Source organism: Hyphomicrobiales bacterium, assembly GCA_016125495.1.
Taxonomy (GTDB): domain Bacteria; phylum Pseudomonadota; class Alphaproteobacteria; order Rhizobiales; family RI-29; genus RI-29.
The window spans coordinates 139,146-159,925 of the sequence record WGLQ01000009.1 but is presented as its reverse complement, the minus strand read 5'-3'; the positions used below and the strand labels follow the sequence as shown (position 1 = coordinate 159,925).

Below are 20,780 nucleotides of genomic sequence, written 5' to 3'. Positions count from 1 at the left end.
GTCGAGGGGCTGGCGACCCGTCGTATCGCCAGCCGCGCCGGCCGGCGCGCCTCTGGCACCGGCCGAACCTCCCGCCGCGAACCCCTCCGGGCCTATGCGGCGGCCTCGTCCCCCCGCTGCCAGACGTAGCCGGCGATCGCTCCAACCATGGCCCACATCGCCGCATGGACGACGAGTGAGGCGGCGGAGAAGTGACCGGCGATTTCTGACGGAACGCCGCTGGTGTAGCCTTCGGGATGCGGGGCCCCGACGACATGGGGCGCGACGAGCAGAACCAGACCGGCCGCAATCGCGATCGGGGAAGAGACACGCAGCGCCAGATAGAGACCGAGCGCAGTTGCGGCGGCCGTGGCGAACCACCACGACTGGCGATCGACGAGGTCGGCGGCAGCCGATCCGGGCAATTCGGGGCTCAGCCCGAGAGCCGGGGCAAGGCCCGTTGCAACGAACGCGGCGGCTGCCCAGGCGAGTCCCGAGCGGGCCGTGATCGGTGCGCCTGCGATCAGCATCGCGGATAGCAGCATCAGCGCAAAGCCGAAGGTGAGCGCGATGGTGGAAACCGCCGTGAAGGCTTGGCGCTCGATGCCGTCGGCTGGCGCCCAGACGCTCGCCTCGCTGCCGTGTGAGGCGTCGCCGGTCGCCGACATGGTGACCTCGGGGTGGCCGAGCTTGCCCTGCGGGTCGCCGCCGAGCGAACTCTGCTGTCCGGAATGGCTATGCCCACCGTGACCGTGTCCGTGGCCATCGGCGGGCGCGCCCGACTCATAGGCCTCGGCTTTGATGATCAGCGGAGTCGTGGTGAATTCCTGCAGGGCCGCAGTCGCAAGCCCAGCAAGAAGGCCTGCCGCGAGGCAGGCCGCCAGCATCCGATGGAGCATGGAATTTCAGTGGCAGGGGAATGCGAGCGCGTGACGCGAGTCGTGCGCGGCATTGTGCAGAGTCATCGAGTGCGAGAAGCCGACCGTATAGACGAGGGCGGCGCCGGCAACGAACAGGGCGAGTGCGATGGCACGGACGCCGTCGAAAGCCGTGGTGGTGCGAGTGGTCGAGTAGTTGGTCATCTGCGTATCCCTTCTCATCGCCCCATCGGCGATCATGGCAGGCAACGTGTTGTGGCCGGTCTCCTGGCTCACGGGTCTCGCCGGGCTGCTCACCTTCCCAGCCGAAGCCAGTGGCCATTGAGCAGACGGTCGCCGTTCACAGTCGCGAGGGCGGCCGCAGATCGGAAAGCCGGACGTAGCGGCTCGCCTGCTGCGTTCCCGATTCTGCCTGTCCCCAGAAAGGGCAGGCAACCACAACCCCTGAGAATTAGCATGTGTCACCGCATCGGGCCAGCGCCGAGGCGCGCGCATGGGCATCGAAAAGCGCCGAGCCCCTGATAATTTTTCGGAGACCTACCCCGATGCGTGGCGGCATCGGCGTGACGGCGCGCGTGCGACCGCAGTCCGTCGGGTGGCAGATGACGATGACCAACCGCTGGCGCGCCATCAACCGTTCGAAACGTACGGAGGGGATGCGATCGCCCGGGCGAGCAGGGCCAGATCGTCGGGGATGAGCACGGTCCTGGCCCGCGGAAGAAGCGTTACATTCTCCCATTCGATGTGTCGGCGCTGCGTCATGAAGAAGCCGCGCAACATGTAACCGAGCGTCTGCGGATTTCCGGCGCGGCCACAGGTGGCGAGGATCTCGAGCTCTTCCGCGATCTCGCTGGCAAAGCCGGCGTCGGTCGCGTGCTCGACGGCGAGTTGGTCGAGGACGCGCGACAGATCATCGTCGCCCGTCGCGCGGCGGCGCAGGATCGGAAAGAGCACCTCTTCCTCGAATGCCATGTGGCGCGGCAGGTTGGTGGTGAGAACGGTCACGGCCATCGATGCGGCCACCCGGTCGATGTTGTCGGGTAGCGCGTCGGCGATTGCCTCGAGCATGTCGCAGAACTCGAGCTGAAAGCTGTGGTCGGCCTCGATCAGCTCCAGAGCATCGAGCCCGGTCCGACCGCGACCTGTCTGCGATCGAGGCGCGGGGGGCTGGTCATTCATCTCGCCGCCTCCAAGTTGGCTGAAACACGAGGCCCACATGCGCCCGACACCGAACGGGCCTGCGTCCTCACCCGGTATCGCGGTTCGCCACCGGAATGCGCGTCGGCGTTCCAGCGGGCGCAGGCATCGATCATCCCTTCCGAACGCTCCTACCAAAGGCGGCGAAACGCCTTGATCTGGATCAATGCGGCATGGGCGGTCGCGCGGGATTGAGACCGGCAGCTTTGCGCAGTCCGCGCATTGCGCTTGGCGACGCAGAAATTGGGGGGAGAACCTCATGCCGGCAGCGGAAAACCGGGAAGAAATGTCCGCGCTCACCGACGCGCTCGCGATCGGTGTGGGTGGATTGTGCAGCGCGATCGGCGCCCTGCTCGCTCTCAAGGCGAAGGATCCGGCCATGATGTTCCATGGCGTCGTGTTCCTGCTCGCGGGGCTCGGCTGGATCATGATGGTATTCGCCAGCATGTCCGGCCGTCACAAGGTGAGCGAAGCGGTCTATGACGATGGACCGGTCAAGTTCGCCGCCATCGCGACGGTCTTCTGGGGCATCGCCGGCTTCCTGGTGGGTGCGATCATCGCCTGGCAGATGGCGTTTCCGTTCCTCAATTTCGATCTGCCCTGGACGAGCTTCGGGCGTCTGCGGCCGCTGCACACCTCGGCGGTCATCTTCGCTTTCGGTGGCAACGCCCTTCTGGCGACGTCGCTCTATGTCGTTCAACGCACATGCAAGGTGCGTGTGTTCGGGCGCTGGGCACCGTGGTTCGTGGTGCTCGGTTACAACCTCTTTATCGTCATCGCCGGCACCGGTTACATCCTGGGCGTGACGCAGGGCAAGGAGTACGCCGAGCCCGAGTGGTACGCCGACCTCTGGCTGACGATCGTGTGGGTCGTCTATCTCGTGGTCTTCCTCGGCACGATCCTCAAGCGCAAGGAACGGCACATCTACGTCGCGAACTGGTTCTATCTCTCGTTCATCCTGACCATCGCGATGCTGCACATCGTCAACAACCTGGCGGTGCCGGTGTCGTTCACGGGGATCAAGAGCTACAACCTCTTTGCCGGCGTGCAGGACGCCATGACGCAGTGGTGGTACGGCCACAACGCCGTCGGCTTCTTCCTCACGGCGGGCTTCCTCGGGATGATGTACTATTTCATTCCCAAGCGCGCCGAGCGGCCGGTCTATTCCTATCGGCTCTCGATCGTCCACTTCTGGTCGCTGATTTTCCTCTACATCTGGGCGGGGCCGCACCACCTGCACTACACCGCTCTGCCGGACTGGGCCCAGACCCTCGGCATGACGTTCTCGATCATGCTCTGGATGCCTTCGTGGGGCGGTATGATCAACGGCCTCATGACGCTCTCGGGCGCCTGGGACAAGCTGCGCACGGACCCGGTCATCCGCATCCTCGTCGTCTCTGTGGCTTTCTACGGCATGTCGACGTTCGAGGGACCGCTGATGTCGGTCAAGGCGGTCAACTCGCTCAGCCACTACACGGACTGGACGATCGGGCACGTGCACTCCGGCGCGCTCGGGTGGGTCGGGATGGTGTCGTTCGGGGCTCTCTATTGCCTCTTTCCGTGGCTCTACAAGCGGCGCGGACTCTATTCGATCCGCCTCGTCGAATGGCACTTCTGGATCTCCACGGTCGGCATCCTCCTCTACATCACCGCGATGTGGGTGTCGGGCATCCTGCAGGGCCTGATGTGGCGCGCCTATGACGATGTCGGCTTCCTCAAGTACTCGTTCGTGGAAACCGTCGAGGCCATGCACATCCCATATATCATCCGTGCCAGCGGCGGCTCGCTGTTCGTCATCGGATCGCTGATCATGGCCTACAATCTCTGGCGCACCGCGCGGGGTGACGAGATGGTCGACGCACATGCGCAGCCTGCCGTTGCGGCGGCGCCGGAGCTGCGCGCCGCGGCAACGCCGGCCGAGTGAGAGGGGATAGATCATGCTTAGCAGACACGGTTTCCTGGAGCGGAACTCCATTGTTCTCTCGGTCGCCATCCTGGTGGTGGTCGCCATCGGCGGCATCGTGGAGATCGCGCCGCTCTTCTACCTGAAATCAACCATCGAGAAGGTGGAGGGGATGCGCCCCTACACGCCCCTCGAACTCGCCGGGCGGGACATCTACCTGCGGGAGGGCTGCTACGTCTGCCACTCGCAGATGATCCGCTCGCTGCGCGACGAGGTCGAGCGCTACGGCCACTACAGCCTCGCGGCCGAGAGCATGTACGACCATCCCTTCCAGTGGGGTTCGAAGCGTACGGGGCCGGATCTCGCGCGGGTCGGTGGGAAATATTCCGACGACTGGCACGTGGCCCACATGAACGACCCGCGTTCGGTGGTTCCGGAGAGCATCATGCCTTCGTACGGATGGCTCGGTCGGCGATTGCTGGACACCGACGACATCGCGGACAAGCTGAAGGCCCAGCAGATGGTCGGCGTCCCCTACACCGATGAAATGGTGGCCAGCGCGCTCGACGACCTCAGGGCACAGGCTGACCCGGAGTCGGATGGGGCCGAGGCCGTCGCGCAACGCTATCCCAAAGCGCAGGTGCGCGCTTTCGACGGCGATCCGGGGCGGCTCACCGAACTCGACGCCATGATCGCCTACCTGCAAATGCTCGGCACGCTCGTCGACTTCACGAAGTACGACGCGGCCGGCCCGAACCTGAGGTGAGGCGGAGATGACATACGAAACTGTCGCCGGAACGACGCAGTCCATCGCGCTCGTCTTCTTCATGGTGGTTTTCTTCCTCGCCGTTCTCTACGCGCTCTGGCCGGGCAACCGGGCCACTTTCGAGCGGGCCGCCCGGCTGCCGCTCGAGAACGATCCTGAGGCGACGGGGCGTCCCGTCAGCGGCGAAAAATTCGGGGGTGGCAATGTCTGACCGCAAGCATGTCGACGAGGTGACCGGGATCGAGACGACCGGGCACGTCTGGGACGACGACCTCAGGGAGCTCAACAAGCCGCTGCCGAAGTGGTGGGTCTACGTGCTCTATGCGAGCATCCTCTGGTCGATCGGGTATTGGATCGTCTATCCGGCCTGGCCGCTGGCGACCGACTACACGCGCGGGATCTGGGGCTACAGCCAACGCCAGGTCGTCGCCGACCAGGTGGCTGCGGCCAAGGCGGCACAGGGCGACCTGCGCAAGGCGATCGGCGAGGCGGAGCTTTCGGCCATCAAGAGTGACCAGAGGCTCCTCAACTTCGCCATGGCCGGTGGCAATGCGGCATTCGGTGACAACTGCGCTCCCTGCCACGGGCGCGGCGCGCAGGGTTTCAAAGGCTATCCGAACCTCAATGACGACGACTGGATCTGGGGCGGCACGCTCGATGAAATCCATGCCACCATCGCGCACGGCATCCGCAACTCGGACGAGAATTCGCGCCAGAACGCGATGCCGCGGTTCGGGCTCGACCAGATCCTCACGCGCGAGGAGATCAACGATGTGACCAGTCACGTGATCGCCCTCTCGGGGGGAACCGCCGATGCCGCATCGGCCGGGCGCGGCGAGACGATCTATGCCGACCAGTGCGCGTCCTGCCACGGTGAGAAGGGCGAGGGTAGCCGTGAGCTCGGCGCACCCCGGCTCAACGACGCCATCTGGCTCTACGGCGACGCCAGGGAGGATATCGTGCAGTCGATCGTCACGGGGCGAGGCGGTGTGATGCCGGCGTGGAACACGCGGCTCGACGATGTCACCGTCAAACAGCTCGCGATCTACGTGCACAGCCTCGGAGGTGGCGAGTAAGTCGATCGCGTGTGTGCCGCGTCGCCGGGGCAACCGGCGGCGCGGATCGGCGGGACCGGCGGGATCAACCGGCCGGCGCGGGCGCTGCGGCGGGCTGAAGGCTCGCCAGGGCGGACCGTCAACAAGAGATGGATGAGCACGGATGGCGGGCGAGATGTCGGGATCCGGGAAGCGGCCGGTTGCGCCAGAGGCCTACATCATCGATCCGGTCGGCCCTCAGGGTTCGGTGGGAGGCAAAGGCCAAGCTGCGACCGCAAGCGCCGGTGATGCCGCGCCCGGTGTCGTGCGTCACGACGTCGAGGCCGTCAACGCCAAGGACAACCGCGAACTCTATGCGGCTCGCGTCAAGGTGCATCCGAAGCGGGTGCGCGGGACGTTCCGTAACCTCAAGTGGGCGATGATGATCGTCGCCCTCGGTATCTACTACCTCCTGCCCTGGCTGCGGTGGGATCGCGGACCGAGCCTGCCGGACCAAGCCTTCCTCATGGACTTCGCGAACCAGCGTCTCTTCTTCGGGCCGCTCGAGATCTGGGCGCAGGAATTCTACTACGTCACGGGTATTCTGGTGGTCTCGGCGCTCGGGCTGTTCCTGGTCACGGCGCTGGCGGGGCGCGTGTGGTGCGGCTATGCCTGCCCGCAGACGGTGTGGACCGATCTGTTCGTTTCCGTCGAGCGCTTCATCCAGGGGGACCGAAATGCCCGGCTGCGATTGGAAAAGGCCCCCTGGACATTCGACAAGGCCTGGAAGATATCCGTCACGCATGCGATCTGGCTGCTGATCTCGCTCGCGACGGGCGGCGCCCTCGTTTTCTACTTCCGTGACGCGCCGACGCTGGCGGGCGAATTCGTCAGCGGGACGGCGCCCTACATCGCCTATGTCTTCCTCGGTGTCTTTACCCTCTCGACATATCTCCTCGGAGGGCTCGCGCGCGAGCAGGTCTGCATCTACATGTGCCCATGGCCGCGCATCCAGGGCGCGATGTTCGATGACCATTCGCTGCTTGTCAGCTACAGGGCCTACCGCGGTGAGCCGCGCGGCCCCCACAAGAAGGGCGATACCTGGGAAGGGCGGGGCGACTGCATCGACTGCAAGCAGTGTGTCGTCGTCTGTCCGATGGGGATCGACATCCGCGACGGACCGCAGCTCGAGTGCATCCAGTGCGCGCTCTGCATCGACGCGTGCAACGAGATCATGACGAAGGTCGGCCGGCCGGCGAACCTCATCGCGTACGACACGGTGCATCGGTTGGAGAGCAAGGGCCGGGGCGAGGAGGCAAAGCTGCACCTCGTGCGTCCGCGCACGCTGCTCTACATGGTCCTCATCCCGATCGTGCTGGCGCTCATGACGTACGGCTGGCTCAACCGTTCGGAACTCGATGTTTCGGTCCTCAGGGATCGCAATCCGCTCTTCGTCAAACTCTCGGATGGCGGTGTGCGCAACGGCTATACGATCAAGATCCTCAACAAGCGCCATGAGACGCGCCGGTTCGCGATCTCGCTGGAGGGGCCGCTCGAGGGAGTGACACCCGCCATGGAGATCATCGGGCTCGAGGGGGGTGAGCCGGTCGCCGAGGTTGTGCCGGATAATCTTCGCGCCCTCCGGGTCTTCATCTCCGTGCCGCGCGAGGCGCTCGCTCGGCTCCAGGATGATACGAGCGCGATCACGTTCGTGGTGCGTGATCTCGGGGATGGAAATGAAACGCGGCGGGAAACCACATTCAGGAGCCCCACACGATGAGCGCAGCGACGACTCGGAACGGACGGGAATTCCAACTGACCGGACGGCACGTCCTCTATGCATTCATTGCCTTTTTCGGCGTGATGATGGGAGCCAACGGGGTTTTCCTCTACTATGCGATCAGCACGTTCACGGGTGTGGAAACGTCCGATGCGTATCGCAAGGGGCTGGCCTATGACACGCGGATCGCGGAGGCGCGGCTGGCCGACGGGCTCGGTTGGGGTGCGGCGCTGTCGCGTGAGGGCGACCGGCTCGTGGTGACGGTTCGGAAATCCGACGGCGGGCCGGTTTCCGGGCTGCTGCTCGAGGCGAGCGTCGGCCGGGGGCCGACCGACCGCTTCGATGCCTCGATCGGTTTCGAGGAAACGGACCTCGGGCGCTACGAAAGCCAGCCGATCGTTCTCGCGGCTGGCAGCTGGATCGTCGCCGTCGAAGGCCGGCCGGCCGGGCAAGGCGCCGATGCCGCATCTCTCAAGCTCAAGGAACGGCTATGGATCTCGCAATAGCTCCCAGGGCCGGCGGCATCGGGACGGCAGGTTCGACGAATGGCGAGGCGAGGCGCCCGCTGATCGGCGCGCGCGCCACGCTCGCCGTCGAGAACATGAACTGCGGCGGATGCATGCGCAAGATCGAGCGTGTCCTCGAGGCCCATGCGGGGGTGATCGAGGTGCGCGCGAATCTTTCCGCCAAGCGCGTCAGCGTCGGCTACCAGCCGAACGAGACGGACGTCGAGGGGTTGGTCAAGGCGCTCGCCGGGGCAGGCTACCGTGCCGCGGACCTCGCCCTGCGGTCCCGCACCAACGATGGGGTCGCGAGCGACCGTGATCTTTTGCGCCGCCTCGCGGTCGCGGGATTTGCGACCGCCAATGTCATGCTCCTGTCCGTCTCGGTCTGGGCGGGTCTGGCGAGCGACATGGACCACGAGCTTCGCTCGCTGTTCCATTGGCTTTCGGCGATGATCGCGCTGCCCGCCGTGCTCTATGCCGGACAACCGTTCTTTCGCTCGGCCCTGACAGCGCTTTCGGCCCGTCACCTCAACATGGACGTGCCGATCTCCCTGGCGCTCATCCTGGCGAGCGCGATGAGTCTCTTTCAGACCATCCGAGGGGGCGATCAGGTCTATTTCGATGCCGGGATCTCGCTCACGTTCTTCCTGCTGATCGGGCGCTATCTGGACCAGAGTCTCAGGAGCCATGCGCAGGGAGCGGCACAAAATCTCCTCGGACTGAAGTCGGGCTGGGCGACCGTGCTCGACGGGCATGGCGCGACACGGCGGCTGGCCGCGCGCGACCTCGAATCCGGCATGGTGGTGCTGGTGGCGGCGGGCGAGCGCATTCCCGTCGACGGGCGGGTGCGCTCGGGCAGCACGGATGTCGACGAGCAGCTGATGACGGGCGAGACCGTGCCGCGATCCGTCGGGCCGGGGGCTCTCGTGCTCGCTGGCACCGTCGCGCTGACGGCGCCCTTGGAGATCGAGGCGACGGCGACCGACGAGGGGACGCTGATCGCCGAGATCGCGCGTCTCATGGAGGCCGCCGAGCAGAGCAAGGGGCGCTACGTTCGTCTCGCCGACCGAGCCGCGCGTATTTATTCTCCGGCAGTGCACATCCTCGGCGCGGCGACCTTCATCGGCTGGATGATCGCGGGCGCCGGTTGGGAGGCGGCGATGCTGCCGGCGATCGCGGTGCTCATCATCACGTGTCCCTGCGCGCTCGCGCTCGCGGTGCCGGCGGTGCAGGTGGCAGCGGTCAGCCGGCTTTTCGAGGCGGGCGTCATCATGACGGCACCGGATGGGCTCGAGCGCCTGGCGGAGATCGACACGGTCGTCCTCGACAAGACGGGAACGCTGACGGAGGGCGAGCCTGAACTCGCAACGGGCTTCGAGATCGACGATGCCGTGCTCGGGGCGGCGGCGGCGCTCGCGGCCTCGAGCCGGCATCCATACGCGCGGGCCGTCGTGCGCGCGGCCGAGCGACGCGGGCTCGCGGTCAAGGCGGTCGCCGGCGTCACGGAAAAGCCCGGTGCCGGGCTCAGCCGGTTCACGGAAACGGGCACCGAGGAGCGGCTCGGCTCCAGCGAGCACTGTGGCGTCGCGGTTGCAACCGGAGAAACTGGGGGAGACGGCGCGGCGGTGCTCTGGTATCGCCCGGCGGACGGTGGCGATGCGGTGGCGTTGCGCTTCGTCGACCGACTGCGGTCGGATGCCGCCGATACGGTCGCGCGGCTCGAGCAGGCGGGTTTGCAGGTCATCCTGGTTTCTGGCGACAGGGCGAGCACGGTCGCGGCCGCGGCGCGCGAGGCCGGCATCGCCGACTATCTCGCCGGGCAGAAGCCGCACGAAAAGATCGCGGCGCTCGAGGCGCTCGCCGGCCGCGGACGGCGCGTGCTGATGGTCGGGGACGGGCTCAACGACGCGCCGGCGCTCGCGGCCGCGCACGCCTCGCTGTCACCGGCGGCGGCGGTCGACATCAGTCAACTCGCCTCGGACGGTATCATCCAGGGCGGTCGGCTCGGACCCATCCTCGACGTGCTTGCGGTCGCGAGGCGGTCACGGCGGATGTGCTTTGAAAACTTCGCCATCGCGCTCGCCTACAATGCGGTCTGCGTGCCCCTCGCCATGGCGGGCTTTGTGACTCCGCTGATCGCCGCCATCGCCATGTCGACGTCCTCGATCGTGGTCACGGCGAATGCGTTGCGTCTCAGGGGCGCGCGTGTCAGGCTTGCGGGATGAGTGCACTGGCCTGGCTCATTCCCTCCGCCCTCGTGCTCGGGCTCGTCGGCCTCCTGGCGTTCCTCTGGGCGCTGCGGTCCGGCCAGTTCGAGGACCCCGACGGCGCCGCCTACCGCGTTCTCGACGACGATGGGGACGCGACCGGCGTGCCTGTTGAAGACGGCCGTGCCGGAACGACCGAACAGCGTGCCATTGGCGTGGAGGGCAGCGCAGGGGCGACCGGGCATGGCGCGCACGCCGGCTCAGGTGGGACATCGCGGGGCAACTGACGCCGCGCGGGAAGCAACCGGCCGGGCGCCGGGCTGGCTCGGCTCGAATTCCCGATGAGGGAGGCCCTCGGCCGCTACTCGTGACCCTTGCGCTCGATCTCGACGACGGCGCGGTAGGCGTGCCACGTCGCGTGGCCGAGCAGCGGGAAGACCACGATCAATCCGAGCATCAGGGTGGCGATGCCGCAGGCGGTGAAGGCGGCGATCAGCGCCGCCCAGAGCAGCATGGGGCGAGGATTTGTCGCGACGGCGCGAACGCCCGTCTCGATGGCCGTGTAAACGTCCGTGCGTTCGGCCGTGAGCATCGGGATGGAAACGACCGAAATCACATATGCAACGAGGGCGAGCCCGCCACCGACGATGGTGCCGAAAACCAGCATCGAAAGGCCATGCGCAGTGAAGAGCAGGCTCGGAACGAAGTTCTCGATCGCCGGCAGATCGGAGCTGCCGAAGAAGATGGCGAACAACATGAACGCGATGCGAAGCCAGGCGCCGAAGAGAAAGAGCAGGATGAAGCCCATGAAGGCGAGCTGGCCAGGGGACTTCGCCTTGGCGAAGAAGGCGTTCGATGCGGTCACCGGTTCGCCCGCCTGACGGCGGCGGGAGACCTCGTAAAGGCCGACCGCGAACATCGGTGCAACGATGAGGAAGCCGCCACAGAGGACGAGGATCGCCGACTGCCATCCGACGTGGGTCAAGCCCCATATGAACGTCAGGGACATGAATGCCGCCACGGCACCGTACGAAAGGCCGATCCGCGGTTCTGCCCAGAGGTCCTGCCAGCCGCGCCGCAACCACTCCCACGGCGCATCGAACGGCACCTGGCGTACCTTGGCGCGTGGGCCATAGCCCGCTTCAGACCCCAGCGTGCGCGTGTTCATGCCAACCCTCCCTGTGAGGTGGTCGTCCCCGACCGTGCCCCGGCCGGCCTCGATGCATCCGCACGCCGAGCGCGCGGCCGACGCGAATCGACAGGTCGGATCGCCACCTCTGGCGCGAGGATGGAGAACAAGGCAAGCAGCGACATTGATTTCGGTCAAGCCCCGCGCGGTCGTATCGAAGACGCAAGCGTGTCGGTGCGCCCGCCTCTACGGAGCCGGCTCGGTCGTGAGCGCCAGGAGGCCATCGATGTCGAGGTTGGCCTCCATGTGGGTGGCGAGGTCGTCGAGCGTGCGATCGACCTCCTGGTCGTAGCTCACGTCCGCCGAGGCCACGCCGACGCCTCGAAGGAACGCCGCGCGAAAGGCATCGTCGACGAACATGCCATGCAGGTAGCTGCCGGTGACACGGCCGTCGCGGGAGGTCGCTCCTTCGGGGGCGCCATCGACAATGGCGAAGGGGCGATCACGGTCCGGACCTTCGGTGCGCCCGATGTGGATCTCGTAGGCCTCGATCGGCGCGCCGCTCGAGGCATGGAGGGCACTGACGCGGGTGAGGCGCTTGTCCGGTGTCATGGCGGTCTCGACGTCGAGCAGACCGAGGCCGGGCGTCGTGCCGGCGGGGCCCTCGATGCCGTGCGGATCGGTGACGCTCCTGCCCAGCATCTGGAAACCACCGCAGATGCCCAGCACGCGACCGCCGCGACGGTGGTGGGCCAGGATGTCGATGTCCCAGCCCTGAGTCCTCAGAAACGCGAGGTCGCCGCGTGTCGATTTGCTGCCGGGGATGATGACGAGGTCGGTGTCGCCGGGGATCGCCTCGCCTGCCCGCACCATGCGCACGCTGACGCCGGGCTCGAGCTTCAGGGGATCGAGGTCGTCGAAGTTGGCGATGCGCGAAAGGGCGAGGCAGGCGATACGATAGCTGCCGCCGGTCGTCCCGCGCGGCAGGTCGAGGGCGTCCTCGGCCGGGAGCCGCGAGGCGCCCGAGAACCAGGGCAGGACGCCGAAGCCCGGCCAGCCGGTGCGCTCGGCGATGAGCCGGTAGCCGTCGTCGAAGAGCCGCACGTCGCCGCGGAACTTGTTTATGAGAAAACCCTTCACCATCCGCTCGTCGTCGGGATCGAGGACGGCGCGGGTGCCGACCATCTGGGCGATGACGCCGCCACGGTCGATGTCGCCGACGAGCACCACCGGCACGCCGGCGGCGCGCGCAAAGCCCATGTTGGCGATGTCGCCGGCACGCAGGTTCACCTCGGCGGGGCTGCCCGCGCCTTCGACGACGATCAGATCGAGGCTCCCGGCAAGGCGGTGAAAGCTCTCGAGCACGGGAGCCATGAGGCGTGGTTTGAGGGCCGCGTATTCGCGCGCGCGCACGGTTGCAACGCGCTTGCCCTGGACGATGACCTGCGAGCCGACGTCGCTCTCGGGCTTGAGGAGCACCGGGTTCATGTCGGTGATGGCCGGGCGGCGGCAGGCGATGGCCTGGAGCGCCTGGGCGCGCCCGATCTCGCCACCATCGACCGTGACGGCGGCATTGTTCGACATGTTCTGCGGTTTGAAGGGGGCGACGCTTAGCCCGCGCCGGACGGCAGCGCGACAGAGGCCGGCAACCAGCATGGACTTGCCGACGTTGGAACCTGCCCCCTGGATCATCAGGGCCCTGGTCACGGATGCCCTCCCAGCAAAGGTTTCGGGGTGGCGCCGCGGGCCGACGACGGGCGGTCGTTCGAAGCCCGCTGCTCCCCCCATGACATTTTCAGAACTCCACCCCGGGCTGACCCTTGATGCCGTCGCGGAAGGGGTGCTTGACCAGCGTCATCTCGGTGACGAGATCGGCGATCGCGACGAGTTCCTCCTTGGCGTTGCGGCCGGTGAGGACGACGTGCGTCATCGCCGGCTTTTCCTCGACGAGGAAGTTCACCACCTCGGCGATGTCGAGATAGTCGTAACGCAGGGCGATGTTGATTTCGTCGAGCAGCACCATGCGGTTGGCGGGATCGCGGATCAGCTCCTTGGCCTTCTCCCAGGCGGCGCGGGCGGCGGCGATGTCGCGGGCCTTGTCCTGGGTTTCCCAGGTAAATCCTTCTCCCATCGCGTGAAACTTGCAGAGGTCGGAGAAGTGGCGCTCGATCAGGGTGCGTTCACCGGTCGACCAGGCCCCCTTGATGAACTGCACCACGGCACACGGAAAGCCGTGCGCAATGCAGCGCATGATCATGCCGAAGGCGGCCGATGACTTGCCCTTACCGGCGCCCGTGTGGACGATGACGAGGCCCTTTTCTCCCTTCTTTTCAGCCATCATGCGGTCGCGGGCGGCCTTGCGCTTGGCCATCTTGTCGGCATGGCGGGTGGCCTCCTCGGGGGCGACGGCCGCCGAGGTCTCACTTGCAGCAACAGGGGGTTGCGCCGAGGCTTTGGTCATGCGCGGTTCCTTGACAACGAATGGCGTTGGGCATCAGGTGGGGCGATGCTGGTTCCTGTCCTTATGACAGGCGAAGAGGGAATGCGACAGGGCGCGCAGCCGATGCCGGGTGCGCAACCGAGGCGCAGCCGCCCCCGCGACCGTGACCGGAGGGGCCCCCAGCCACTGGCGAAAGCCGGGAAGGCGGGTGGCCGAGAGGCGCTGCCTCGAACTCCGCAAGCCGGGAGACCTGCCAGCACGAGGTGGTGTTGACGAGCGGACGGGGTGCGCCGCGGTCGGCAGGGCGCTGGCAATGCCAGGCGGTCCGGCTGGCCGATGGTGCGGTCGGCCCCCGCCCGATGAAGGGCGTTGCGGTGACAGACAGCGAGCAGGACGAGCGAAAACTGGAGCAGGCAGGGCGACCGGCCGGCCGGGTGAAGTTGCACGTCTGCGTGACGTGCCGCGGGGCGGCGGCCTATGGGCCCGACGGTGCGCTGCGCGATCCCGGAGCCGGCGAGCCGAGGCCGGGCGCGCGATTGCACGCGGCGATCGCCGAAGCGGGCCTGCCCGAGGGGGTGGAACTCGTGCCGGTCGAGTGCCTGTCGGCCTGCGTCAACGGCTGCTCGATCGCCATCTCCGGTCCCGGGCGCTGGGGCTACGTCTACGGCCGCCTGGACCCGGAAAACCATGTCGCCGACATCGTGGCGGGGGTGACGGCCTATGCCGCCAGCACCGACGGGCTCGTGCCGTGGCGCGAACGCCCGACGATCTTCCGCAAGCAGTCGATTGCCCGCATTCCACCGCAGGAGCATTGAATGGCCGATCTCGCAAAAATTCCGGTCACGGTCGTCACCGGCTTTCTCGGTGCTGGCAAGACGACGCTCATCCGCCACCTCATGGCGAACGCTGGCGGGCGGCGGCTCGCGGTGGTGGTGAACGAATTCGGCTCACTCGGGGTGGACGGCGAGATCCTGCGCTCGTGCGCGGACGAGAACTGCCCCGAGGAGAACATCGTCGAACTCGCAAACGGCTGCATCTGCTGCACCGTGGCCGACGATTTCATCCCGACCATCGAGGCGCTGATGGCGCTGCCGAGCCGGCCGGATCACATTCTCATCGAGACCTCCGGGCTCGCGCTGCCCAAGCCGCTGCTCAAGGCCTTCGACTGGCCGGCGATCCGCTCGCGCATCACGGTGGATGGCGTAATCGCGCTCGCGGATGCCGAGGCGGTTGCCGCCGGGCGCTTCGCGCCGAACCCCGAGGCGGTCGATGCGCAGCGCGCCGCCGACGACAGCCTCGATCACGAAACCCCGCTCGCCGAGGTCTTCGAGGACCAGATCGCCTGCGCCGACCTCGTGCTCCTGACCAAGGTCGATCTCACCTCGCGCGCCGAGATCGAAAAGGCCAAGGAGGTCATCGCTGCCGAGGCGCCGCGCAAGCTGGCGATCGTGGAGATGGCGGAGGGGCGTGTCGATCCGCGTGTCGTGCTGGGGCTGAACTCGGCCGCCGAGGACGATATCGCCTCGCGCCCGTCCCATCACGACGGGGCCGACGATCACGAGCACGAGGATTTCGACACCGTGGTGGTCGAGCTCGCGGAGGAGAGCGACCCCGAGCGGCTCGCCGAGGCGATCCGGCGCCTGGCGCGCGAGCAGCGCATCCTGCGGGTCAAGGGGTACGTGGCGGTTGCCGGCAAGCCGATGCGGCTCCTCGTGCAGGCGGTCGGCGAGCGCGTGCGGATGCAGTACGACAGACCCTGGGGTGCCGGTGACCGGGTGAGCCGTCTGGTCGTCATCGCCGAGCACGACGACGTCGATCCGCAAGCGATCCGCGCCGTGCTCGCGGGAGCATAATCGAAGAGACGGGGCGCGGCGATGCACGTCGTCTTTCGCGAGAGCCACGGTCTCGAGGAGACCGATACGCCATTCGATGTCGGCCAGGACCCGGCCGACCTCGTCGCGCTGTCATTCTCGGACAGCGACCTCGGCGCGTTCGCGGCCGGCTGGCGCAGGGCGGCCGGGTCGCTGCCGACGCTGCGGCTGGCAAACCTCGTGGCCCTGCGCCATCCCCTCTCGGTCGACACCTATCTGGAGCGCACGTTGCAGCATGCGCGCGGCATCCTGGTGCGGCTGATCGGCGGGGAGCAGTACTGGGCCTATGGCCTCGCGCAATTGAACGATCTGGCGCGCGAGAAGGGCATCGCGCTCGCGGTGCTGCCGGCGGACGGGCGGATCGACGAAAGGCTCGACAGGCTCTCGACGCTTCCGGTCTCGACGCTGCGGCGGCTTTCGGCGCTGTGCGATGCGGGCGGTGCGGTCGCGGCGCAGGCCGCGCTCGCCCAGCTGGCACTCGCGGCGGGGCTCTATGCGGGGCCGGTGGCGGGTGAGAAAAGCGTGCCGCCGACCGGTTATTATCTCCCCGGCAGGGGCGTCGTGGCGGGGCCGGCCGGGCGGGGCGACGGGCGGCCTCGCGCGATCGTCGTCTTTTATCGCTCCTATCTGACGGCGGCCGATACCGATCCGGTCGATGAACTCATCCGCGCGCTGGAGGCGCGCGGATACGAGGCCATCGGCCTCTTTGCGCCGACATTGAAGGAGCCGGACATCGCGGCCTGGGTGAAGGGTGAGATCGGGCGGCTCGAGCCCGACGCCGTCATCAACGCGACGGCGTTTTCGGCACGCGGGTCCGACGGTTCACCCTCGCCGCTCGATGCGGCAGAGTGCCCGGTGTTCCAGGTGGCGCTTTCGACGGCGCGCAAAAGGGAGTGGGCGGCGGCCGAACGCGGGCTCTCGCCGGCGGACCTTGCGATGCACGTCGTCCTGCCGGAGGTGGACGGGCGCATCTTCGCGGGCGTGGCGAGCTTCAAGTCACCGGAGCGCCGGGACCCGGAGCTGCAGTTCTCCCGCTTTGCCCATCGTGCGGACGGCGGGCGGATCGAGGCGGTCTGCGAGCGGGTCGACGGCTGGCGGCGCCTTGCAGGAACTTCGGTGGGCGATCGCCGCGTGGCGCTCGTGCTATCGACCTACCCGGGCAAGTCGCACCAGCTCGCGCATGCCGTTGGGCTCGATGCGATCGCTTCGGTGGAGGCGGTGCTCGAGGACCTCGCGAGGGAAGATTATCGGGTGGCGGCGGTCGGCCGGCTCGGCGAACGGCTGACGCAGGAAGCGATCGCCTGGCCCGTGGCGGACTACCGGTCCGCGCTCGCCGCGTTGCCGGATGAGCTGCAGAGCAAATTGCGCGAGGCGTGGGGCGAGCCGGAAGACGATCCCGCTGTGGCTGATGGCCAGTTCCGCTTCGCCGCGGTCGAGGCCGGAAACGCGGTCGTGGCGCTGCAACCCGAACGCGGGGAGGTCGCCAGCCGCGTGGAGGATTACCACGATCTTTCGCGCACTCCGCGCCATGGCTATGTCGCCTTCTACCTCTGGCTCCGGGCGCGCGGTGTCGCGGCGCTGGTGCACATGGGCGCGCACGGCACGCTCGAATGGCTGCCCGGGAAATCGGTCGCACTATCCGATGCTTGCTGGCCGGAGGTGCTCGTCGGGGGGCTTCCGGTCATTTATCCGTTCATCGTCAACGATCCGGGCGAGGCGGCGCAGGCCAAGCGGCGCATCGGGGCGGTGACGCTCGGGCACGTGCCACCACCGCTCGCATTGTCCCACGTACCGGTCGAACTCAACCGGCTCGAACGGCTCCTGGATGAATATTCGACCGCCGACGGGCTCGATCCGTCACGGCGCGATCGCCTGATCGCCGAAATCCGGGCCGAGGCGCGTGCTGCCGGCGTCGAGAGCGATCTCGGGCTCGCCGAGGAGGCGAGCGCGGCCGAGGCGATCACGCGCATCGACCGCTTCGTGTGCGACGTCAAGGAGAGCCAGTTCGGGGACGGGCTGCATGTCCTCGGGCGCGGCGAGCATGGAGCGGGCGAGCGCGAGGGGCTGCTTCGCGCGCTCGACGGAAAGCGGGTCGCCGCCGGTCCGGCGGGTTCGCCGTGGCGCGGGCGCGATGATGTGCTGCCGAGCGGGCGCAACCTCTTTTCCGTCGACCCGCGCGCCGTGCCGAGTCGGGCTGCGCACGCCCAGGGGGTGAAACTCGCCGAGGAACTGCTGCGTCGCCATCTCCAGGATCACGGCGACTGGCCGCGAGGACTCGTCGTCGATCTCTGGGGCAGCGCGACGATGCGCACGGCGGGCGAGGAATTCGCGATGGCGTTGCACCTTGCCGGGCTCGCGCCGCTCTGGGACAAGGGATCGGAGCGGGTGTCGGGCTTCGAGGTGCTGCCGCTCGTCATGCTGGGGCGCCCGCGCATCGACGTGACACTCCGCGTCTCGGGTCTGTTCCGCGATGTCTTTCCGGGGCTCGCGCAGATGTTCGAGCAGGCGGTGGCGGCACTCGCGGCGCGGGGAGAAGAGCTGGAGGACAATCCATACCTCCGGGACGAGCCGCGTGTTTTCGGTCCACGGCCGGGCCACTACGGGCTTTCGATGGGGGCGGCGCTCGAGGATTATTCACCGGAAGGGCGGGCGCAGGCGGGCGAAGCCTGGCTCGCGGCCTCGGCCTGGGCGATCGACGAGAAGGGCGAGGCCAGCCACGAACGGGCTGCACTCGAGATGCGCGTCATGGCTGCCGATGCCTTCGTGCACGTCCAGGACCTCGTCGAGACCGATATTCTCCTAGCGTCGGACTACGCCGCGCACGAAGGCGGTTTCGCGGCGGCGGTGGCCCGGCTCGGCGGGGAGGCTCCGTCGCTCTATCATCTCGATGCGACCCGTCCCGACAGTCCGCGCGCGCGCACCGTCGGCGAGGAGCTGGCCCGGGTGGTGCGGGGGCGGGCGGCCAACCCGGACTGGGCAAGCGGCATGATGCGCCACGGGTTTCGCGGAGCGGCGGAGATCGCGGCGACGCTCGACCAGCTTGCGGCGTTCGCACACCTCTCGCGCGTGGTGCCGACCCACCTTTTCGATCTCTACCACGAGGCGACGCTCGGGCGTGACGATCTCGTCGCCTTCATGGAGCGGGAAAATCCGGCGGCTCTGGCCGCCATGCGCGACAGGTTCCGGGCGCTTCGGGAAGCGGGGCTCTGGATGACGCGGCGCAACTCGATCGCGGCCATGATGGAGGCGGGCGTCTGATGGCCGACGTCGTGGATGAAAATATCGCCGTCGAGCCGGTGGTGCGGGGCTGGTGCCCCGGTGCGCTGCGGCCGATGGAATCGGGCGACGGGCTCGTCGTTCGCGTTCGTCCGCGTTCCGGCAGGCTGACGCCGGAACAGGCCGGCGCCATCGCCGATGCAGCCCGCAAGTACGGCAGCGGTATCATCGACCTCTCCAACCGGGCCAACGTGCAGTTGCGCGGTGTGCGCGAGGCGGGACACGGCGATCTCATCGCGCGGCTCACCGAGGCGGGGCTCATCGATCCGAGCGCGGAGGTCGAGCGCCGTAGGAACATCGTCGTGGCGCCTTTCTGGCGGGATGGCGACGACACGCTCGCCATCGCCGAGCGGCTTGCGGACGCCATGGCGCAGGGGCCGCGCGTGCCGGCCAAGTTCGGGTTCGCCGTCGACTGCGGCGCGACCTCGGTTCTGGGTCGGGTCGCCGCCGACATCCGGATCGAGCGCGGTGCATCGGGGGGGCTCATCGTGCGGGCGGATGGGGCCGTTCGTGGCATGCCGGTGGCGCCGGGGGAGGCCCCGGGGCTGGCTGTCAGGCTCGCCGAGTGGTTTCTTTCCTCGGGAGGTGCGCCGGACGGCCGTGGTCGCATGGCGCGCCATCTCGCGGCTGGCACTCCGTTGCCCTCCTGGTTCCGTGCGATCGAGGCGCCGGCCGAGACAGGTCCCTTGCCGGGGCCCGGGCGGCACGACCTCGGTCTCCTCGTCGGCTTCGCCTATGGTCAACTCCATGCCGATGCGCTCGAAGAACTGGCGCGGGCGGCGACCGCGATCCGGGTGACGCCGTGGCGGATGCTATTGCTCGAGGGGGCGAAGCGTCTCGAAGCTCTCCCCGACGGGGTCATGGTCTCGCCGGACGACCCGAGACTCGCGGTCGAGGCGTGCAGTGGCGCGCCGTTCTGTCCGCAGGCGCACGCGGCAACGCGGCCGCTCGCCGACCGGCTCGCGCGGCGGCTGCCCGAGGGGCAGCGGCTGCATGTCTCGGGCTGCGTCAAGAGTTGCGCCATGCGCGGGCCGGCCGACCACGTGCTGATCGCGACGCCGCGCGGCTTCGATCTCGTGCGTGACGGGCGCCCGGGCGACGAGCCGGTCGTGCGCGATCTCGAGGGAGAGGCGATCGCTGCCGATCCCGACCTCATTTTCGGAAAGCACTGATGCCACACCAATACGAGACAGACGGAGCGAAAATCTACCTGCGCTCGTTCGCCACGATCCGGGCGGAGGCGGAACTCGCCCGATTTTCGCCCGAAGAGGAGGTGGTCGTCGTGCGCATGATCCACGCGGCCGGCATGGTCGGGCTGGAACGGCATGTGCGTTTTTCTCCTGGAATGGCTATCGCGGCTCGTGCGGCGCTGGAGGCGGGGGCGCCGATCCTCTGTGACGCGCGCATGGTGAGCGAGGGGATCACGCGCCCGCGCCTGCCGGCGGACAACGAGGTGATCTGCACGCTGCACGATCCGCAGGTCGCGGACATGGCGAGGCAAATGGGGAACACGCGCTCGGCGGCGGCGGTGGAACTCTGGCGCCCGAAGCTCGCGGGTTCGGTGGTGGCGATCGGTAACGCACCTACCGCACTTTTCCATCTGCTCAACATGCTGGAGGATCCGTCCTGTCCGCGGCCGGCGGCGATCGTGGGCTGTCCGGTCGGATTCATCGGGGCGGCCGAATCCAAGGAAGCACTCATGCAGGACCTGCCGGCGCCATCGCTCATCGTCGAGGGGCGGCTCGGCGGCAGTGCCATCACGGTGGCAGCCGTCAACGCGCTCGCCAGTCGGAAGGAATGACGGATATGGCGGG

Annotated in this window: 19 protein-coding genes and 2 riboswitches; of the genes, 13 read left to right on the top strand and 6 right to left on the bottom strand. The window is 67.8% G+C overall.

What is annotated here, in order from left to right; genetic code table 11:
• Positions 1 to 92: 92 nt before the first annotated feature.
• From GC150_09555 to GC150_09545, 3 genes are all read right to left on the bottom strand, one after another.
• Positions 93 to 878, bottom strand: a complete 786-nt coding sequence (locus GC150_09555; protein MBI1385143.1) for a cobalt transporter — start codon at positions 876 to 878, stop codon at positions 93 to 95.
• Between the two features lie 6 nt (positions 879 to 884).
• Positions 885 to 1,061, bottom strand: a complete 177-nt coding sequence (locus GC150_09550) for a CbtB-domain containing protein (protein ID MBI1385142.1) — start codon at positions 1,059 to 1,061, stop codon at positions 885 to 887.
• Between the two features lie 35 nt (positions 1,062 to 1,096).
• Positions 1,097 to 1,312: riboswitch (cobalamin riboswitch) on the bottom strand.
• A 175-nt stretch (positions 1,313 to 1,487) separates the two neighbouring features.
• Positions 1,488 to 2,435, bottom strand: coding sequence for a hypothetical protein (locus GC150_09545; GenBank protein MBI1385141.1), 948 nt, complete (start codon positions 2,433 to 2,435; stop codon positions 1,488 to 1,490).
• On the opposite strand from GC150_09545, the gene ccoN reads away from it, so the two are divergent.
• The 8 genes from ccoN to ccoS all read left to right on the top strand — a co-directional run bounded on the left by ccoN (position 2,314) and on the right by ccoS (position 10,537).
• Positions 2,314 to 3,978 (top strand): cytochrome-c oxidase, cbb3-type subunit I, encoded by a 1,665-nt coding sequence (gene ccoN / locus GC150_09540; protein ID MBI1385140.1) that lies wholly within the window; start codon positions 2,314 to 2,316, stop codon positions 3,976 to 3,978. The genes GC150_09545 and ccoN overlap by 122 nt on opposite strands.
• Positions 3,979 to 3,991: 13 nt before the next feature.
• A complete protein-coding gene (ccoO, locus tag GC150_09535) occupies positions 3,992 to 4,723 on the top strand; it encodes a cytochrome-c oxidase, cbb3-type subunit II (protein ID MBI1385139.1) in 732 nt (243 codons plus the stop codon).
• Positions 4,724 to 4,730: 7 nt separating this feature from the next.
• Positions 4,731 to 4,934, top strand: coding sequence for a CcoQ/FixQ family Cbb3-type cytochrome c oxidase assembly chaperone (locus tag GC150_09530; protein ID MBI1385138.1), 204 nt, complete (start codon positions 4,731 to 4,733; stop codon positions 4,932 to 4,934).
• The gene (gene ccoP, locus GC150_09525) at positions 4,927 to 5,799 is read left to right on the top strand and encodes a cytochrome-c oxidase, cbb3-type subunit III (protein MBI1385137.1); all 873 of its coding nucleotides are present in this window, start codon (positions 4,927 to 4,929) and stop codon (positions 5,797 to 5,799) included. Before GC150_09530 ends, ccoP begins: the two co-directional genes overlap by 8 nt.
• 154 nt (positions 5,800 to 5,953) lie before the next feature.
• On the top strand, positions 5,954 to 7,537 hold the full coding sequence (ccoG, locus tag GC150_09520; protein MBI1385136.1) for a cytochrome c oxidase accessory protein CcoG: 1,584 nt from the start codon (positions 5,954 to 5,956) through the stop codon (positions 7,535 to 7,537).
• Positions 7,534 to 8,043, top strand: a complete 510-nt coding sequence (locus GC150_09515; GenBank protein ID MBI1385135.1) for a hypothetical protein — start codon at positions 7,534 to 7,536, stop codon at positions 8,041 to 8,043. Before ccoG ends, GC150_09515 begins: the two co-directional genes overlap by 4 nt.
• On the top strand, positions 8,028 to 10,268 hold the full coding sequence (locus GC150_09510) for a heavy metal translocating P-type ATPase (protein ID MBI1385134.1): 2,241 nt from the start codon (positions 8,028 to 8,030) through the stop codon (positions 10,266 to 10,268). Before GC150_09515 ends, GC150_09510 begins: the two co-directional genes overlap by 16 nt.
• Positions 10,265 to 10,537 (top strand): cbb3-type cytochrome oxidase assembly protein CcoS, encoded by a 273-nt coding sequence (ccoS, locus tag GC150_09505; GenBank protein ID MBI1385133.1) that lies wholly within the window; start codon positions 10,265 to 10,267, stop codon positions 10,535 to 10,537. Before GC150_09510 ends, ccoS begins: the two co-directional genes overlap by 4 nt.
• Positions 10,538 to 10,611: 74 nt before the next feature.
• On the opposite strand, the gene GC150_09500 is transcribed toward ccoS, so the two are convergent.
• From GC150_09500 to cobO, 3 genes are all read right to left on the bottom strand, one after another.
• Positions 10,612 to 11,418, bottom strand: coding sequence for a DUF2189 domain-containing protein (locus GC150_09500; GenBank protein MBI1385132.1), 807 nt, complete (start codon positions 11,416 to 11,418; stop codon positions 10,612 to 10,614).
• A 207-nt stretch (positions 11,419 to 11,625) separates the two neighbouring features.
• Positions 11,626 to 13,071, bottom strand: coding sequence for a cobyric acid synthase (locus GC150_09495; protein ID MBI1385131.1), 1,446 nt, complete (start codon positions 13,069 to 13,071; stop codon positions 11,626 to 11,628).
• A 103-nt stretch (positions 13,072 to 13,174) separates the two neighbouring features.
• Positions 13,175 to 13,840 (bottom strand): cob(I)yrinic acid a,c-diamide adenosyltransferase, encoded by a 666-nt coding sequence (gene cobO, locus GC150_09490; protein ID MBI1385130.1) that lies wholly within the window; start codon positions 13,838 to 13,840, stop codon positions 13,175 to 13,177.
• A 32-nt stretch (positions 13,841 to 13,872) separates the two neighbouring features.
• Positions 13,873 to 14,092: riboswitch (cobalamin riboswitch) on the top strand.
• Positions 14,093 to 14,178: 86 nt separating this feature from the next.
• Here cobO and GC150_09485 point away from each other — a divergent pair.
• From GC150_09485 to GC150_09465, 5 genes are read left to right on the top strand one after another with little or no spacing between them, the layout of a single operon-like run.
• A complete protein-coding gene (locus tag GC150_09485; protein ID MBI1385129.1) occupies positions 14,179 to 14,634 on the top strand; it encodes a DUF1636 domain-containing protein in 456 nt (151 codons plus the stop codon).
• Complete coding sequence (gene cobW / locus GC150_09480) at positions 14,635 to 15,672, top strand: cobalamin biosynthesis protein CobW (GenBank protein ID MBI1385128.1); 1,038 nt, start codon at positions 14,635 to 14,637, stop codon at positions 15,670 to 15,672.
• Positions 15,673 to 15,693: 21 nt separating this feature from the next.
• Positions 15,694 to 18,948 carry a cobaltochelatase subunit CobN gene (gene cobN / locus GC150_09475; protein ID MBI1385127.1) on the top strand — a complete coding sequence of 1,085 codons (3,255 nt, stop codon included), beginning with the start codon at positions 15,694 to 15,696 and terminating at the stop codon, positions 18,946 to 18,948.
• Complete coding sequence (gene cobG / locus GC150_09470; protein MBI1385126.1) at positions 18,948 to 20,138, top strand: precorrin-3B synthase; 1,191 nt, start codon at positions 18,948 to 18,950, stop codon at positions 20,136 to 20,138. The genes cobN and cobG overlap by 1 nt, the downstream gene beginning before the upstream one ends.
• Entirely contained in the window at positions 20,138 to 20,767 is a 630-nt protein-coding gene (locus tag GC150_09465) for a precorrin-8X methylmutase (GenBank protein MBI1385125.1), read from the top strand. The genes cobG and GC150_09465 overlap by 1 nt, the downstream gene beginning before the upstream one ends.
• Positions 20,768 to 20,780: the final 13 nt, after the last annotated feature.